Origin of the sequence: Mycobacterium neumannii (assembly GCF_048452905.1) — a bacterium.
Lineage (GTDB): Bacteria > Actinomycetota > Actinomycetes > Mycobacteriales > Mycobacteriaceae > Mycobacterium > Mycobacterium neumannii_B.
In genome coordinates, this window is the sequence record NZ_JBCGVF010000003.1 from 89,344 (window position 1) to 105,935 (window position 16,592).

Here is a 16,592-nt window from a genome sequence, read left to right on the forward strand (position 1 = left end):
CCGGCCGAGTGTCGGGTTGCGTCAACCCGACTCTCGGCGCAAGTCGTCGACCAGGTCGCCGTTCGCGCCGACCGTGACGACTGACAACCCGAGCCACGACGCCATGGTCCGCAGTTTGTCCGCCAACGCCGGAGCTACCCGCGACCGCTCTGCGCCCTCCTCCGCGAACGCGCCCACAACGTGCAGGACGCCCGCGGCCCGATCGGCCTTCAAATCGACCCTTCCGACCAGTTCACCGTCGAGCAGAAACGGCCACACGTAGTAGCCGTACTGCCGCTTCGCTGCCGGGGTGTAGATCTCGATGCGGTACCTGAAGCCGCCGAACAGGCGCTCCACCCGCGGCCGGAAGAAGATCAGCGGATCGAACGGGCACAGCAGCGCCGTTCCGCGATCGCGTCGCGGAATGATCTGTCCCGCGCGCAGATATGCCGGCCCCTTCCATCCGTCGACCTCCACCGGTTCCAGCTCGCCGTCGACGACCAGTTTCGCGATCGCAGGCTTCACCTGCGCCGGCGACAGCCGGAAATAGTCGCGGATGTCCTGCTCGGTGCCCACCCCGAGAGCGCCCGACGCCCTCAGCACCAACTCCCTGACGGCATCCGCCTCATCAACCTCACGGGCGAACACTTCCGGCGGCAGCACCCGCTCCGACAGATCGTAGTGCCGGGCGAATCCGACCCGAGTGGCCGTCGTCAGCACCCCCGACGCGAACAACGCCTCGGTCACCCACTTCGTGTCGCTGCGGTCCCACCACGGACCCTTCCGGCCGCGTTGTTCAGCGCCCAGATACGCCTCGATCTCGCCTGCGGTCGACGGGCCCAACTCCGTCACGGCGCCGACCACGTCGTCAACCAGCTTGGCGTTCTTCTTGACGATCTCCTTGCCCCACCTGCCGTGCGTGTACTCGCGCATCCGCCAGCGCAGCAGCGGCCAGTCGTCGACGGCCATCAGCGCGGCCTCATGCGCCCAGTACTCGACGAGCACCCGCGGAGCCCGCCCCGAATGACTCCACGCCGCCCGATCGAGCACATCGCGGTCGTAGGGCCCGAGCCGGCTGAACACCGGCGCGTAATGCGCGCGCACCGACACCGACACCGAGTCCAACTGCAACACCTGGATCCGAGAGATCAGCCTGCGCAGGTGCGCGCGGGTGACAGAGCCCCGCGGACGCGGCTCGGCGAGACCTTGCGCAGCGACGGCGACACGCCGCGCCTGATTGGCCGTGAGTCTGGTCGGCACGTCTTCATCGTGCCGGACGGCACCGACAGCGCGTCAGCGCTTCCGGTAGCTGTAGAAGCGGTAGCGCAATCCCGAGGTGCTGGTCAGCCAATCCCCCGCCGCACCGATCCAGGACTCGTCGAGCACCGGGGCCATCACGTCGGAGTCCTGACGCGGCAGGTCGATCTCGACCTCGGTCACCTCGCAGCGGGTAGCGACCTGCAGGGCAGCCAGGTAAATCTGCGCACCGCCGATCACCCAGACCGGATCATCGGTCAGCGCGTCGTCCAGCGACGCCACCACCTCTGCCCCCTCGGCCGCGTAGTCGGGCCGGTGGGTGAGCACCACGTTGCGACGCCCGGGCAACGGACGGACCTTGGCGGGCAGCGACTCCCACGTCAACCTGCCCATCACGACGGTGTGGCCCATCGTCAGTTCCTTGAATCGGGCCTGGTCCTCGGGCAGGCGCCATGGGATACCGCCGCCGCGGCCGATGACACCAGAGCTCGACTGTGCCCAGATGAGTCCGACGTTAGACCGCAACCGGGGCCTTGATCGCTGGATGCGGGTCGTAATTGAGGATGGCGACGTCTTCGTAGGTGTAGTCGAAGATCGAATCACGCGGCGCCAGAACGAGTTCGGGGTATGGCCGGGGGTCGCGGCTGAGCTGCAACTGCACCTGCTCGACGTGATTGTCGTAGATGTGGCAGTCGCCGCCCGTCCAGATGAACTCGCCGACCTCCAACCCGGCCTGCGCCGCCATCATGTGGGTCAGCAGCGCGTAGCTGGCGATGTTGAACGGCACCCCGAGGAACAGATCGGCGCTGCGCTGATACAGCTGGCACGACAGTTTGCCGTCGGCGACGTAGAACTGGAAGAACGCGTGGCACGGCGGCAACGCCATCTGCGGAATCTCCCCGACGTTCCACGCCGAGACGATGTTGCGGCGCGAGTCGGGATCGGACTTCAGCAGCTCCAGCGCGGCGCGGATCTGGTCGATGTGCTCGCCCGACGGCGTCGGCCACGCCCGCCACTGCACACCGTACACAGGGCCGAGATCCCCTGTCGGAGATGCCCATTCGTCCCAGATGGTGACGCCGCGCTCCTGTAGCCAGCGCACGTTCGAGTCGCCGCGCAAGAACCACAACAGCTCGTACACGATCGACTTGGTGTGCACCTTCTTGGTGGTGATGAGCGGAAAACCGGCCGCAAGGTCGTAGCGCATCTGGTGACCGAACAGGCTGCGGGTGCCGGTGCCGGTGCGGTCGGACTTCGGGGTCCCACGCTCCATCACCAGCCGCAGGAGATCCTCGTACGGGGTGGCGATCGGCACGTCGGTCAGCTTACTTCCAGACCCGGCGAGTAGAACGGAGGCCATGCCGAGCATCTCCACGACCGTCACCACTGCCGACGGCACCTGCCCTGTCACCCTGCACACCCCGAACGGTCCCGGACCGTGGACCGGTGTCGTGATGTACGTCGACGCCGGCGGAGTCCGCGACACCTTCCAGGAAATGGCCGCGCGGCTGGCGGGCTTCGGCCATGCGGTGCTGCTGCCCGACGTGTACTACCGCCACGGCGACTGGGAGCCGTTCGACATGCAAACCGCGTTCACCGACCCGAAGCAGCGCAAACGCCTGTTCGGAATGATCTCCTCGATCACCCCGGACATGATGGCCTCCGACGCCGCAGCCTTCTTTGACTTCCTGCAGTCACGGCCGGAGGTCAAGGGCGACACATTCGGCGTCTGCGGCTACTGCATGGGCGGGCGGACCTCGGTCATCGTGGCCGGTCGTGTACCCGACCGGGTCGCCGCGGCGGGATCTTTCCACGCCAGTGGCCTGGTCACCGACGAACCCACCAGCCCGCACCTGCTCGCCGACCGGATGAAGGCCACCGTCTATGTCGCAGGCGCAAAGAAAGACCAGGGCTTCACCAACGCGCACGCCGAAACCCTCGACAAAGCTTTGACCGCAGCGAACGTCGCCCACACGGTGGAGTTCTATCCAGCCGGCCACGGCTTCGCGGTGCCCGACAACGCCCCGTACGACGAAGAGGCCGCCCAACGGCACTGGATCGCACTGCAGGAGCTGTTCGAATCCGCTCTGCCCAATTGAGGCGCATTCCACCGGGTCCAGTCACACCCTGCCGGACCGATACGCGACGATAATCCGATGGACGTTCAGGATCACGGCGCTCACGCGGACCACGAGGACGTCGGCTCGCGTATCGACCCGGTGCTGGCCCGCAGCTGGCTGCTGGTCAACGGCGCACAGTACGACCGGTTCGCCCCTGCCGTGCGGTCACGAGCCGACATCGTCGTCCTGGACATCGAGGACGCCGTCGCACCGAAGGACAAGAACGTCGCCCGCGACAACGTCGTGCGCTGGCTGACCGAGGGGAACACTGACTGGGTCCGCGTCAACGGCTTCGGCACGCCGTGGTGGGCCGACGACCTCGACGCTCTGGCCAAGACGTCGGTCGGTGGGGTGATGCTGGCGATGGTCGAGTCCGTCGACCACGTCACCGAAACCGCCAATCGGCTACCGGGGGTGCCGATCGTCGCGCTGGTCGAAACCGCCCGGGGGCTCGAACGCATCACCGCGATCGCGGCGGCCAAGGGCACGTTCCGGCTGGCCTTCGGCATTGGCGACTTCCGGCGCGACACCGGCTTCGGCGAGAGTCCGACCACGCTGGCCTACGCTCGGTCGCGGTTCACGATCGCGGCCAAGGCCGCCCACCTCCCGAGCGCGATCGACGGTCCCACGGTCGGTTCGAGTGCGCTCAAGCTCAGCGAGGCCACGGCGGTGTCGGTCGAGTTCGGTATGACGGGCAAGATCTGCCTCACACCCGAACAGTGCACCACGGTCAACGAGGGCCTTTCCCCGTCACCCGAGGAAATCGCCTGGGCCAAGGAGTTTTTCGTCGAGTTCGACCGTGACGGCGGTGAGATCCGCAACGGGTCCGATCTACCCCGGATCGCCAGGGCGAACAAGATCCTGGACCTGGCCCGCGCGTACGGCATCGAGGTTTCGGAGTTCGACGACGTCGACGATCCCGCACACATCCCGGCGCCGTCGGATACCTACCACTACTGACCGCCGTCGCGGTTGCGCATGAAGTGGCGGACGGCGCGCAACACACCGCGCCCCGCGTATATCCCCGCCGCTACCGACAGCAGGATCATCGCGACGAACATCACCAGCCAGTTCGTCCGGTCGTGGTCGACGTTCCACCACACGACGGTGAACAGGATCGCGCAGATGAACACCACGATGTCGCGCCAGTTGCCCTCGTAGGACATGGCCGCCTGACGAAGTTCGCGCGTCCGCTCGCCCGCTGAGATCAGATCGTCGATGCGCTGATCGATACTCGCTTGCAGCCGGGCCCGCCGCTCGGCCTGCTCGAGAGGAATCCGGTCCAGCAGGTCGAGGTCCTTGGCGATCAGGCCGCGTACATCGGGAGGCTTGAGATTGCCCGCGATCACACCCATCATCGCTCCTCCTGCGATAGGAGCTGCGCCCAAGGCGAGTTCGGCGATCCCCGGCATGGCTAGTCCTCCATCAGCGTCGCGGCCAGTGTGCCACCGAGTTCGTAGGCGCGTTCCCGCACGCCCGCGTCCACGCCGCCGACGACCTCCAGCGCATCGGCGGCCTTGGTCAGGGCGAGTCCGGTCGCGAGCTTGTCCACCGCGTTGACCGCGCCGACGGTGTCGTTGTTGCCGTGCACCCACACGCCGTACGGCCGGCCGCCGACATGGTCGAGGCTCGGGTAGTAAACGGTGTCGAAGAAGTGCTTGAGCGCGCCGCTCATGTACCCGAAGTTGGCCGTGGTCCCGAACAGGTAGCCGTCGGCGTCGAGCATGTCGGGCAGGGTGGCGGCCAGCGCCGGGCGAACCACGGTCTCGACGCCCTCGATTTCGGGATCCCCGGCGCCTGCGAGGACGGCCTCGAGCAGTTCGCGGGTTCCCGGCGACGGGGTGTGGTGCACGACCAACAGCGTCCTGCTCATCGGTCCCGCTCCTCCATCTCGACAGCCCTCTTCATCGCTTCCCGCGCCCTGCTGCGGTCACCGGCGTAGTCGTAGGCACGCGCCAGGCGATACCACCGTCGCCAGTTCTGCGGGTCGTTGTCCAGTTCCGCACGCACGGTAACGAACAACGCGTCGGCGGCGTCGCGCTGGATTCGCCCGGACGGCATCCGGGGCAGCGCGCTGACGTCGAGTTCCATCCCCTCGTCGTGGCAGATCCGCGCAAGCCGCTGATGGGCCAGGCCGGCGCGCAGCGTGCTGAGCATGGCCCACAGCCCGATCAGTGGAAGCACCATCAGCGCCAGGCCCAGCCCGACGGCGGCGGGCTCCCCGGTCGTGACAAATGCCATCGCCAGACGGCCGAGCAGCACGAAGTACACGACCAGCGCGACACACATGAAGCCGATCAGCAGCTGGATGCGCAGGACGCGCCCGCCGTCGGCCATCAGAGGTCGAGGAGCGGCTCGATACCCACGGTGAGCCCCGGCCGTTCGGCCACCCGCCGCACCGCGAGCAGGACTCCTGGCACGAAGGAGGTCCGGTCCAGGCTGTCGTGCCGGATCGTCAGCGTCTCCCCCTGCGTGCCGAACAGCACCTCCTGATGAGCGACCAGCCCGGCCAGGCGCACCGAATGAACCGGAACCCCGTCGACGTCAGCACCCCGCGCGCCGTCAAGACCGGTGCTGGTGGCATCGGGGTTGGGCGGCATGTCTTTTCGCGCCTCGGCGATGAGTCGCGCGGTGCGCGCCGCGGTGCCGGACGGGGCGTCGGCCTTGTGCGGATGGTGCAGTTCGATGACTTCAACCGATTCGAAGTGCCGCGCGGCCTGCTGGGCGAAATGCATGGACAACACCGCGCCGATCGCGAAGTTCGGCGCGATCAGGACCGCCGCATCGGGTTTGGCGTCCAGCCATTCCCGGACGGTCTCCAACCGCTCGTCGGTGAACCCGGTGGTGCCGACGACGGCGTGTATCCCGTTGCCGATGAGGAACTCGAGGTTGTCCATCACGACGTCGGGATGGGTGAAGTCGATGACGACCTCGGTCTGGCTGTCGGTCAGCAGGCTCAACGGATCGCCCGCGTCGACTCCCGCGGTGAAGGTCAGGTCTTCGGCGGCTTGCACGGCCTCGACCATCGTCGCGCCGACCTTGCCCTTTGCCCCCAGCACTCCGACTCGCATGGCGTCACCTTATCCACCCGGGGCCCAGCTTGATCGACGCGACCGGATCGCCGCTTTCGGTGACGGCGCCCCCTTAAAGCGGGTAACCATGCATGAGGACACCGGAACGACAGCAGATGGAGTTCGAAGTGACGGATATGAGTGGACGGCCCGAGCAGCAGCTGGGCGACCAGCGGCCCGCACGCCAGGTCATCGCGACGTTCGACAACTATCCCGAGGCGCAACGGCTGGTGGACCGCATGTCCGACGGCGGCTTCCCCGTCGAGCACGTGCGCATCATCGGCGATGATCTGCGCACGGTCGAACGCATCACGGGACGTATGACCAAGGGACGGGCGGCGTTCGCCGGCGCCGCGAGCGGCGCTTGGTTCGGGTTGTTCATCGGGCTGCTGTTCGCGATTTTCACGGTGGGTCCGGTGTGGATCGTGACCATGCTGATCGCGCTGACGATCGGCGCGTTCTGGGGCGCGGTGTTCGGGTTCGTCGCGCATGTGACGACCAGAGGCGAACGGGACTTCTCCAGCGTCGAGACACTCGAAGCCCGGCGCTACGAGGTGTGCGTGCCGCCGCAGTACGCCGCCGACGCAGCGCGTTACACCCAAATGGACTGAGCAGCAATGCTTCCCGCCGCTAGAGCGGCGACGCACCTCGCAGGTGTTCGAAGATCAGCGACGTTTGAGTACCGGCCACGTCGGCATCGGCGTTGAGGTTCTCCACTACGAACGACCGTAGGTCGTCGGTGTCACGCGCGGCGACGTGGAGGATGAAGTCGTCGGCGCCCGCGAGGAAGTACACGTCCATCACCTGGGGCCTGCGCCGGATCTGCTGGATGAAGGTGTGAATCCGGCCGCGAGCGCTGGACTGCAGGCTCACCGAGATCATCGCCTGTAGCGGCAGACCGATCGCGGCTGGATCGATGTCGGTGTAGAAACCGCGGATCACCCCCGACTCCTGCAGTCGGCGGACCCGGCCGTGGCATGTCGACGGCGCAATCCCGACCGCCTCGGCCAGTGCGTTGTTCGACATCCGCGCCTCACGGTGCAGCGCGGTGAGAATCCGGCGGTCGACGTCGTCGAGGGCAACCGGGCGAACATCCTTCGGGCCGGGCCCCCCCGAGGCCCCTGAGAATGAAGATACTTCGCTCATAGCGCAATCTTACAGAATTTCAACCACAGGAATTGCGTGATCAAACGAAGCTTCTTCACACTGGAGGCAGCATACAGCAGAGGAGCGATCATGCGTGTCGGCATCCCGACCGAGATCAAGAACAACGAATACCGGGTCGCAATCACCCCGGCCGGAGTCGCCGAGTTGGTGCACCGCGGCCATGAGGTGATCATCCAAGCCGGTGCCGGCGACGGTTCGGCGATCTCGGATGCAGATTTCAAACGCGCAGGCGCGCAGGTCATCAACAGCGCCGACCAGGTATGGGCCGAGGCCGAACTCCTGCTCAAGGTCAAGGAGCCGATCGAAGCCGAATATCACCGCATGCGTCGGGGCCAGACGCTGTTCACCTACCTGCATCTGGCGGCGTCGCGGCCGTGCACCGAAGCGCTGATGGCGTCGGGGACGACGTCGATCGCCTACGAAACCGTTCAGACCGCCGACGGCGCCCTTCCCCTGCTGGCCCCGATGAGCGAGGTTGCCGGACGGTTGGCTGCCCAGGTCGGGGCCTACCACTTGATGCGCAGCCACGGCGGCCGCGGGGTCTTGATGGGCGGCGTGCCGGGCGTGGCTCCCGCCAACGTCGTCGTGATCGGCGGCGGCACCGCCGGCCGCAATGCCGCGCGCGTGGCCGCGGGCATGGGCGCACACGTCACCGTGTTCGACGTCAGCCTCGACAGGCTGCGCGACGTGGATGCGGAGTTCGGCGGGCGCGTCGGAACCCGTTACTCGTCGATCCTGGAGCTCGAGGATGCGGTGAAGGACGCCGACCTCGTCATCGGCGCGGTCCTGGTGCCGGGCGCCAAAGCGCCCAAACTGGTGACGAATTCGACTGTCGCCCACATGAGGCCGGGCGCGGTGCTGGTCGACATCGCCATCGACCAGGGTGGGTGCTTCGAGGATTCGCGTCCGACCACGCACGACGACCCGACGTATGCCGTGCACGACACGCTCCTCTACTGCGTCGCCAATATGCCCGGCGCGGTGCCCCGCAGCTCGACCTTCGCCCTGACCAACGCGACCATGCCGTACGTGCTCGAGCTGGCCGACCACGGCTGGCACGCGGCCTGCCGTGCGGATGCCTCGCTCGCGAGGGGTTTGTCCACTCACGAAGGCGCCCTGCTGTCCGCACAGGTCGCCGCCGGCCTCGACCTGCCGTACACGGATCCATCGGTGCTGCTCTGACCCCACGCTCGGCGTGTTTGCCGGCCACCCTTAAACGTGCCGGTGCAAAAAGATAGGGATTCGCCCGATTCCTCCGTCGCGCTCCATGCCATACCGTTTAGTCCAGCGGCTGACGCTCGGTGCGGGGGGCGAAGAGCGTGGGGGGACAGCCGCTGACAAGCCAGCTTGACCCGGTCCCGAGGGGTGACCGGGCAATGCTGGCGCCTTCGTCCGATATCAAGCCAGAAGGCCGGCGAACAGCACAGAAGCCACTTCACCGACCAGCTGCCGGTCGTTCGGGACGTCGGGGTCGTTTGCCGCGGTCCTGGTCATGATCGCCAGCAGCAATCGCTCACCGGCTGGGCCGAACGCGATACCGACGTCGTTGGTGCTCGCGTAGTCACCGCTGCCGGTCTTGTCGGCTGTCGCCCAGTCCGGCGGCAGCACCGGTCGCACGCTCGACGTCTGATTGGCCCGCATCCAGTCCTCGAGCTGCCGGCGTTGCGGCTCGGCGAGCACATTGCCGGTGAGTATCGCCCGGTAACCGTTTCCGATGGCCTCGGGTGTGGTGGTGTCGCGCGGATCCCCGGGCACTGCCGCGTTCAGCTCGATCTCCCAGCGGTCGAGTCGGGACCGTTCGTCGCCGATGCTGCGGGCGAAGTCAGTAACGCCGGACGGACCACCGATCACCCGCAGCAGCCAGTTGCCCGCGGCGTTGTCGCTTCGCTGCAGGGCGGCCTGACACAGCTCCGCCAGCGTCATCGTCTGCCCGACGTGCGCCTCGGTCACCGGCGAGTTGGGCACGAGATCGCCCGGCTCGATGGTGACGCGATCGGTGAGCGCGAGCTCACCGCGCTCGGCCTTCTGCAGCACCCGCGCGGCGGCGTAGGTCTTGAACGTCGAGCACATCGCGAACGGGTGCTGCCCACGATGCGCGATGGTGCGCCCGGTGCCGAGATTGGTTGCGAACACCCCGATAAACGCGTTCTGGCGACGCTCCATCTCGCCGAGCCCGTCCTCGATCGGCTGCAGGGGACGGTTGGGGTCGGCTATGGCGAACTTGTGCGGTGATGCGGCGTGCGCCGCCAGTGTCAATCCACCGATCAGAACGTGACGACGTGACAACCCAGCCATGGGCCCCCAGCGTAGGTGATCAGCCGGCGATGGCCCGGAGCGGCTGAGGCAGTGACCGTTTCGATTGAAGCGGGCCCAACACAGCGCCACCGTAGGGCCGCCGCAGAAGCCGGCGCGCGACGGCGTTGACCTCGTCGAGCGTGACGGCGTCGATCTTCGCCAGCGTCTCGTCGATGGTGCGGTGTTCACCGAAATGTAGTTCGCTGCGGCCGATGCGGTTCATTCGCGAGCCCGAATCCTCCAGGCCGAGCACCAGTCCGCCGCGCAGTGAACCCTTCGCGATACGGCACTCGCCTTCGGTGATCCCGTCGCTTGCGACGGCCTCGAGCACATCGGTGGTCACGCGGGCAACCTCGTCGAAGCGGTCGGGCAGGCAACCCGCGTACACCGAAAGCGCGCCGCTGTCGGAGAAGGTGTCGATCGTCGAGTACACCGAGTACGCCAATCCGCGGGCCTCGCGAATCTCCTGGAACAGCCGCGAACTGAGGCCGCCGCCGAGCGCGGTGTTCAGCACCGACAGCGCCCAGCGGTGTTCCCAGTGCCGTCCCGGTGTGCGCACACCCAGCGAAAGGTGCGTCTGTTCGGAGTCCCGGTTGACCAGTTCCAGGCTCGGGCGTCCACCCACCCGGCCGGCGCCCTTGCGGGGCGGCACCGGTGTGCGGCCACGCACCAGTCGCGCGCCGAAGTACTCGCCCGCCAGCGACACCACGTCGTCGTGATCGACATTGCCCGCCACCGCGAGCACCATCCGCTCGGGGGTGTAGCGGCGGACGTGGAAGGAGTGCAGTTGGGCGCGTGTCATCGAGGAGATCGAGTCCACGCTGCCGATCACCGGGCGTCCAACCGGATGCGAGCCGAACATCGCGGCAAGGAACTCGTCGCCGAGGGTGTCCTCGGGATCGTCGTCGCGCATCGCGATCTCCTCGAGCACCACGTCGCGTTCGATCTCGACGTCCTCGGCCGCACACTGTCCGCGCAAGACGACGTCGGCGACGAGGTCGACGGCCAACTCCAGATCGGAGTCGAGCACGTGCGCGTAGTAGCAGGTGTGCTCGCGGGCGGTGAAGGCGTTCAGCTCACCGCCGACCGCGTCGACGGCCTGCGCGATGCTGACCGCCGACCGGGTCGGCGTCGACTTGAACAGCAAGTGCTCGAGGAAGTGGGCCGCGCCCGCGACACTCGGGCCCTCGTCGCGCGAACCGACGTTGACCCATAGGCCGACCGACGCCGAATGCACCGACGGGAGGTACTCGGTGACCACACGCAGGCCACCGGGTAACACCGTGCGACGCACTGCCTCCGCTGATCTGTCGCCACGTTCGGTGTGGCGCAACGCCCTAACTGCTGGCCGCTGCGGCATCTGCCGGCGCGGCGTCGGAATTGGACGCGGCTCCATCTTCCTGTTCATCGACGAGGATCAGCGAGATCTTCCCACGGTTGTCGATGTCGGCGATCTCCACACGCAGCTTGTCACCGACCTTGACGACGTCCTCGACCTTGGCGATCCGCTTGCCGCGCCCCAGCTTCGAGATGTGGACCAGCCCGTCGCGACCCGGAAGCAGCGACACGAAGGCGCCGAAATCCGTTGTCTTGACCACGGTTCCGAGGAACCGCTCGCCGACCTTGGGAAGCTGCGGATTGGCGATCGCATTGATCTTGTCGACCGCCGCCTGCGCCGACGGCCCGTCGGTCGCGCCGACGAACACCGTGCCGTCGTCCTCGATGGAGATAGACGCGCCGGTCTCCTCGGTGATCTGGTTGATGATCTTGCCTTTGGGCCCGATCACCTCGCCGATCTTGTCGACGGGCACCTTGATCGTGGTGATCCGCGGGGCGTACGGGCTCATCTCGTCGGGCCCGTCGATGGCCTCGGCCATCACCTCGAGGATCGTCAGCCGGGCGTCCTTGGCCTGCGACAGCGCACCGGCCAGCACCTGCGAAGGAATACCGTCGAGCTTGGTGTCCAGCTGCAGCGCGGTGACGAACTCCTTGGTGCCCGCGACCTTAAAGTCCATGTCGCCGAACGCATCCTCGGCACCGAGGATGTCGGTGAGCGCGACGAACCGGCGCTCGGTCTTTCCGTCAACCTCGATGTCGTCGGACACCAGACCCATCGCGATGCCCGCGACCGGGGCCTTGAGCGGCACACCGGCGTTGAGCAGCGCGAGCGTCGATGCGCACACCGAGCCCATCGACGTCGAACCGTTGGAGCTCAACGCCTCCGACACCTGGCGGATCGCGTACGGGAACTCCTCGACGCTGGGCAGCACCGGCATCAGCGCCCGCTCCGCCAGCGCACCGTGGCCGATCTCGCGGCGCTTCGGCGAACCGACACGGCCGGTCTCACCGGTCGAGTAGGGCGGGAAGTTGTAGTGATGCATGTAGCGCTTGGAGGTTTCGGGCCCCAGCGAGTCGATCTGCTGGGCCAGCTTCATCATGTCCAGCGTGGTGACGCCCAGGATCTGAGTCTCGCCGCGCTCGAACAGCGCGCTGCCGTGCGCCCGCGGGACGACGGCGACCTCGGCACTCAACGCGCGGATGTCGGTGATGCCGCGCCCGTCGATGCGGAAGTGGTCAGTCAGAATACGCTGGCGCACAAGCTTTTTGGTCAGCGAGCGGAATGCGGCGCCGACCTCCTTCTCACGGCCCGCGTACTGCTCGGCCAGCCGCTCGAGCACCTCGGCCTTGATCTCGTCGGTGCGGTCGTTGCGCTCGGCCTTACCGGCGATGGTCAGCGCCTCCGACAATGCGTCGGTGGCCACCGAGGCGACGGCGTAGTAGACGTCTTCGCCGTACTCCGGGAACACCGGGTAGTCGGCGGTCGGCTTGGCGGCGCGCTCGGCCAGCTCCTGCTGGGCCGCGCACAGGCTCGCGATGAACGGTTTGGCGGCCTCCAGGCCCTCGGCCACGACGCTCTCGGTGGGCGCCTGCGCACCGCCGGCGATCAACTCGACGACATTGTCGGTGGCCTCGGCCTCCACCATCATGATCGCCACTTCTTCTTCTTCTTGGTCTGCGGTCCCCGCGACTACACGACCGGCGACGACCATGTCGAACACCGCCCGCTCGAGCTGCTCGACGGTCGGGAAGGCGACCCAGGTCCCGTCGATCAGCGCGACACGCACGCCGCCGACCGGCCCGGAGAACGGCAGGCCCGCGATCTGCGTGGACGCCGACGCGGCGTTGATCGCGACCACGTCGTACAGATCCTTCGGATCCAGGCTCATGACGGTGACCACGACCTGGATCTCGTTGCGCAGGCCGGCGACGAACGTCGGCCGCAGCGGACGGTCGATCAGCCGGCAGGTCAGGATCGCATCGGTCGACGGGCGGCCTTCGCGGCGGAAGAACGAACCGGGGATGCGACCCGCGGCATACATGCGCTCTTCGACGTCGATGGTCAACGGGAAGAAGTCGAAATGGTCTTTAGGGTTCTTGCTGGCCGACGTCGCCGAGAGCAACATCGTCTCGTCGTCGAGGTAGGCGACGACGGCGCCGGCGGCCTGCTGGGCCAGCCGGCCGGTCTCGAAACGGATGGTGCGGGTGCCAAAGCTCCCGTTGTCGATCACGGCGGTCGCTTCGTACACGCCGTCTTCAATTTCAACTACAGACATAGGTGTCCGTATGGCCTCTCTGGTTCAGTGTCTCCACTGTTTAGCTGTTTTCGCGTCGTCACAGCGCTTGAACCACCGGCCTCGATGCGGCTACGGCCATCGATCGAAGCTGCCGGCAGTTCTTCCGGCAGCCACTACCGAAGACCGCGCGATCGAGCAGGTCCTGGTTATGACACGCGGGAACGGTGCTCGCGGAGCTGCGAAAACCGCACCCAGGTCGTTCGCGCCTCAGTGGCAGTCGAACGAAGCCATCGTACTCTGCGAGGAGTACGCGGCCGAATCCCGTCGCGCGTTCGCGCGACGGTACGAGGTCAGCGACGCAGGCCGAGTCGTTCGATCAGCGTGCGGTACCGCTGGACGTCGACCTGAGCCACATACTTGAGTAGCCGGCGCCTGCGGCCGACAAGCAGCAGCAGACCACGCCGCGAGTGGTGATCGTGCTTGTGCACCTTCAGGTGCTCGGTGAGGTCGATGATCCGCTTGGTCAGCAGGGCGACCTGCGCCTCCGGCGAGCCGGTATCTGTGTCATGCAGGCCGTAGTCGGTCAGGATCGACTTTTTCTCTTCGGCGGTAAGCGCCACGAAACAACTCCATCTTTTTCAGTCCGCGGGAAGGGGGTGGGCCCCGGGAAGGCGCGGCCGCCGCGAACTGCAGCGCACGCCCGGTCGGCAGGCAGTCTAGCAGCGGCCGAGGTGAGCGGCGAAATCGCAGCTCAACGTTGCCGGCGTCACCGAGCCAAGAGTGTGCGGGCGTGTTCGGTGTCGCGACCCATCTGCTCGACCAGGTCCTCGACGTTGGCGAACCTCTCCTGGCCGCGCAACCGGGCAACGAAATCGACGGCGACGTGCTGGCCGTACAAGTCGGCGGTGGTATCGAGCACGAACGCCTCGACGGTGCGGGTGCGCCCGGAGAATGTCGGATTGGTCCCCACCGAGACCGCGGCCTGGTACCGCTCGCCGGGGATGACGCTGCCCGCGACCGGTCCGTGGCCGAGCACGGTGAACCACGCCGCGTAGACGCCGTCGGCGGGGATCGCCGAGTACATGGGCGGCGCCACATTGGCGGTCGGAAAGCCCAGCACTTTGCCCCGTCCATCGCCGCGCACCACGACGCCCTCGACGCGGTGCGGGCGCCCCAGTGCCTCGGCGGCGGCGACGACGTCGCCCGCGTCGACACAGGACCGGATGTAGGTCGAGGAGAACGTGACGGCCCTGTCCCGGTCGGTGTCGGCCACCTCGGAAACCAGGGTCATGCTCTCCACGGCGAAGCCGAACCGCTCGCCGGCCTGGCGCAGCAGCTCGACGTTGCCCGCCGCCTTCTTGCCGAAGGTGAAGTTCTCCCCCACGACTACCTCCACCACGTGCAGGCGTTCGACCAGGAGTTCGTGGATGTAGCGCTCCGGGGTCAGCTTCATGAAGTCGGCGCTGAACGGCATGACCAGGAAGACGTCGATGCCGAGTTCCTCGACCAGTTCGGCGCGCCGGGTCAGCGTGGTCAGCTGGGCGGGATGGCTGCCCGGGAAGACCACCTCCATGGGGTGGGGGTCGAAGGTCATCAGCACCGTGGGCACGCCGCGGGACCGGGCGGCCTTGACCGCGTGGTTGATCAGCTCCTGGTGTCCGCGATGTACACCGTCGAAAACCCCGATGGTGACCACGCATCGGCCCCAGTCCGTCGGGATCTCGTCTTGTCCCCGCCAGCGCTGCACGAGGACAAGCCTACGGCGCGAGAGGGGTCCCGCGCGTCGCCGGATCCCCCAGATGAGGTGAGTATTGCCTAAACTTTGTCATTGTGAATCCTGCCGGCGATGCGCGTGACCTGACGACGGTTGCCCAGGACTACTTGAAAGTCATCTGGACCGTCCAGGAGTGGTCGCAGGAGAAGGTGAGCACCAAGCTGCTGGCCGAGCGTCTCGGCGTGTCGGCCAGCACCGCCTCGGAGTCGATCCGCAAGCTCGCCGACCAGGGTCTGGTTGATCACGAGAAGTACGGCGCGGTGACGTTGACCGAAGCCGGCCGGGCCGCCGCCCTGGCGATGGTGCGCAGGCACCGGCTGATGGAGACGTTCCTCGTGCGCGAGCTGGGTTACAGCTGGGACGAGGTGCACGATGAGGCCGAGGTGCTCGAGCACGCGGTGTCGGACCGGATGCTCGACCGCATTGACGCCAAGCTCGGGCACCCGACGCGCGATCCACACGGTGATCCGATTCCGGCCGCCGACGGACGCGTGCCCGCCCCGGACGCGCGCCAATTGTCGGCCTGCAACGACGGCGACCGCGGCACGATCGCGCGCATCTCGGACGCCGATCCGGAGATGCTGCGGTACTTCGACAGTGTCGGCATCAGCCTGGACTCGCGCCTTCGCGTGGTGGCGCGGCGCGACTTCGCCGGCATGATCTCGGTGGCCATCGAGTCGGCTGACGGCGACGACACCACCGTCGAGCTGGGGAGCCCTGCCGCAGAAGCGATCTGGGTGGTCGCGAGCTAGCGCGTTGGTGGCTACGGCGGGCTGCCGACCACTGCGATGAGTGCCCGCCTATCAGCGAATTATTCGCTGCCAGCGTATTTTCGCTGCAAGGCGGGCGCCTTCCCGAATGGTCGGCGGCGATAACCGACCGAAGGAGTTTCGCCATGGCTCCACATTCGCGGGGTGCCCGATCAGCTTCGTTCGACGGCGGCGGGCTGTTCCTCGGCCATCGTGAGCCCAGAAGCCCGCACGAGCACCGCGAGCACGATCGCGACCAACAGCAGCGCGGGCACATCGCCCACCAGATGCCCGGTCTGGTGCTCACCGCGCACCGACTGCACCGCCATGATGACGGCGTGCACGACGCTGGACCACACCGCGAACCAGATCAGGCTCAGATGAGCGCGCGGGTTTCGCGCCGCCCACACCAGAAAGACCCCGAGGGTCGCATACAGCCCGACGATCATCATGAAGTAGTCGGAGTGATGCGGCGGTCCCGGATGCCACGCCCAACCTGACGGCCACAACGCGGCAAGCGGATACAAGCAGAGGGCGACCACGCCGAACACGCCCAATGCGATCTGAAGAGCCTTGTACGGAGACGCCATTTTCGGCTCCCATCT

General features: G+C 67.1%; 19 protein-coding genes. 5 read left to right on the plus strand and 14 right to left on the minus strand.

Annotated features, from left to right (window positions below):
- Nucleotides 1-21 precede the first annotated feature (21 nt).
- Genes AAHH99_RS06620 through AAHH99_RS06630 form a run of 3 tightly spaced genes read right to left on the minus strand, consistent with a single transcriptional unit; the run spans nt 22 to nt 2,551 of the window.
- On the minus strand, nt 22-1,239 hold the full coding sequence (locus AAHH99_RS06620) for a winged helix-turn-helix domain-containing protein (protein WP_418767953.1): 1,218 nt from the start codon (nt 1,237-1,239) through the stop codon (nt 22-24).
- A gap of 33 nt (nt 1,240-1,272) precedes the next feature.
- Nucleotides 1,273-1,761, minus strand: coding sequence for a dihydrofolate reductase (locus AAHH99_RS06625; RefSeq protein WP_418767954.1), 489 nt, complete (start codon nt 1,759-1,761; stop codon nt 1,273-1,275).
- Nucleotides 1,751-2,551 carry a thymidylate synthase gene (locus AAHH99_RS06630; protein ID WP_418769534.1) on the minus strand — a complete coding sequence of 267 codons (801 nt, stop codon included), beginning with the start codon at nt 2,549-2,551 and terminating at the stop codon, nt 1,751-1,753. Before AAHH99_RS06630 ends, AAHH99_RS06625 begins: the two co-directional genes overlap by 11 nt.
- 43 nt (nt 2,552-2,594) lie before the next feature.
- Here AAHH99_RS06630 and AAHH99_RS06635 point away from each other — a divergent pair, with 43 nt between their 5' ends.
- Together AAHH99_RS06635 and AAHH99_RS06640 are read left to right on the plus strand one after the other, a co-directional pair.
- A complete protein-coding gene (locus AAHH99_RS06635) occupies nt 2,595-3,335 on the plus strand; it encodes a dienelactone hydrolase family protein (protein ID WP_064426051.1) in 741 nt (246 codons plus the stop codon).
- Nucleotides 3,336-3,392: 57 nt separating this feature from the next.
- Nucleotides 3,393-4,316: an HpcH/HpaI aldolase/citrate lyase family protein gene (locus AAHH99_RS06640; protein WP_064428288.1), complete on the plus strand. Its 924-nt coding sequence runs from the start codon at nt 3,393-3,395 to the stop codon at nt 4,314-4,316.
- Here the strand turns inward: AAHH99_RS06640 and AAHH99_RS06645 are convergent.
- The 4 genes from AAHH99_RS06645 to dapB are packed head-to-tail and all read right to left on the minus strand — an operon-like array spanning nt 4,310 to nt 6,427.
- On the minus strand, nt 4,310-4,768 hold the full coding sequence (locus AAHH99_RS06645; protein ID WP_418767955.1) for a hypothetical protein: 459 nt from the start codon (nt 4,766-4,768) through the stop codon (nt 4,310-4,312). The two genes, AAHH99_RS06640 and AAHH99_RS06645, sit on opposite strands and share 7 nt — an antisense overlap.
- A gap of 2 nt (nt 4,769-4,770) precedes the next feature.
- The gene (locus tag AAHH99_RS06650) at nt 4,771-5,229 is read right to left on the minus strand and encodes a flavodoxin family protein (RefSeq protein ID WP_418767956.1); all 459 of its coding nucleotides are present in this window, start codon (nt 5,227-5,229) and stop codon (nt 4,771-4,773) included.
- On the minus strand, nt 5,226-5,693 hold the full coding sequence (locus AAHH99_RS06655; protein WP_064428291.1) for a hypothetical protein: 468 nt from the start codon (nt 5,691-5,693) through the stop codon (nt 5,226-5,228). Before AAHH99_RS06655 ends, AAHH99_RS06650 begins: the two co-directional genes overlap by 4 nt.
- Nucleotides 5,693-6,427: a 4-hydroxy-tetrahydrodipicolinate reductase gene (gene dapB, locus AAHH99_RS06660; RefSeq protein ID WP_418767957.1), complete on the minus strand. Its 735-nt coding sequence runs from the start codon at nt 6,425-6,427 to the stop codon at nt 5,693-5,695. Before dapB ends, AAHH99_RS06655 begins: the two co-directional genes overlap by 1 nt.
- A 92-nt stretch (nt 6,428-6,519) precedes the next feature.
- Here dapB and AAHH99_RS06665 point away from each other — a divergent pair, with 92 nt between their 5' ends.
- Nucleotides 6,520-7,038 carry a general stress protein gene (locus tag AAHH99_RS06665; RefSeq protein ID WP_418767958.1) on the plus strand — a complete coding sequence of 173 codons (519 nt, stop codon included), beginning with the start codon at nt 6,520-6,522 and terminating at the stop codon, nt 7,036-7,038.
- Between the two features lie 19 nt (nt 7,039-7,057).
- Here AAHH99_RS06665 and AAHH99_RS06670 read toward each other — a convergent pair whose 3' ends face one another.
- Entirely contained in the window at nt 7,058-7,573 is a 516-nt protein-coding gene (locus tag AAHH99_RS06670; protein WP_418767959.1) for an Lrp/AsnC family transcriptional regulator, read from the minus strand.
- 90 nt (nt 7,574-7,663) lie between these two features.
- Between AAHH99_RS06670 and ald the strand changes: the two genes are divergently transcribed.
- Complete coding sequence (gene ald, locus AAHH99_RS06675) at nt 7,664-8,776, plus strand: alanine dehydrogenase (protein ID WP_418767960.1); 1,113 nt, start codon at nt 7,664-7,666, stop codon at nt 8,774-8,776.
- 216 nt (nt 8,777-8,992) lie between these two features.
- Here ald and bla read toward each other — a convergent pair whose 3' ends face one another.
- The 5 genes from bla to AAHH99_RS06700 form a co-directional block, all read right to left on the minus strand.
- Complete coding sequence (gene bla / locus AAHH99_RS06680) at nt 8,993-9,889, minus strand: class A beta-lactamase (RefSeq protein ID WP_418767961.1); 897 nt, start codon at nt 9,887-9,889, stop codon at nt 8,993-8,995.
- A gap of 19 nt (nt 9,890-9,908) precedes the next feature.
- Nucleotides 9,909-11,249: a M16 family metallopeptidase gene (locus AAHH99_RS06685; RefSeq protein WP_418769535.1), complete on the minus strand. Its 1,341-nt coding sequence runs from the start codon at nt 11,247-11,249 to the stop codon at nt 9,909-9,911.
- A complete protein-coding gene (locus AAHH99_RS06690; RefSeq protein ID WP_418767962.1) occupies nt 11,227-13,503 on the minus strand; it encodes a polyribonucleotide nucleotidyltransferase in 2,277 nt (758 codons plus the stop codon). Before AAHH99_RS06690 ends, AAHH99_RS06685 begins: the two co-directional genes overlap by 23 nt.
- Before the next feature lie 311 nt (nt 13,504-13,814).
- Nucleotides 13,815-14,084: a 30S ribosomal protein S15 gene (gene rpsO, locus AAHH99_RS06695; protein ID WP_418767963.1), complete on the minus strand. Its 270-nt coding sequence runs from the start codon at nt 14,082-14,084 to the stop codon at nt 13,815-13,817.
- A gap of 146 nt (nt 14,085-14,230) precedes the next feature.
- A complete protein-coding gene (locus tag AAHH99_RS06700; RefSeq protein ID WP_418767964.1) occupies nt 14,231-15,211 on the minus strand; it encodes a bifunctional riboflavin kinase/FAD synthetase in 981 nt (326 codons plus the stop codon).
- Between the two features lie 83 nt (nt 15,212-15,294).
- Here AAHH99_RS06700 and mntR point away from each other — a divergent pair, with 83 nt between their 5' ends.
- Nucleotides 15,295-15,990, plus strand: a complete 696-nt coding sequence (mntR, locus tag AAHH99_RS06705; protein ID WP_418767965.1) for a manganese-binding transcriptional regulator MntR — start codon at nt 15,295-15,297, stop codon at nt 15,988-15,990.
- A 170-nt stretch (nt 15,991-16,160) separates the two neighbouring features.
- Here the strand turns inward: mntR and AAHH99_RS06710 are convergent, their stop codons facing one another.
- The gene (locus tag AAHH99_RS06710; protein ID WP_418767966.1) at nt 16,161-16,577 is read right to left on the minus strand and encodes a DUF6632 domain-containing protein; all 417 of its coding nucleotides are present in this window, start codon (nt 16,575-16,577) and stop codon (nt 16,161-16,163) included.
- Between the last annotated feature and the right edge of the window lie 15 nt (nt 16,578-16,592).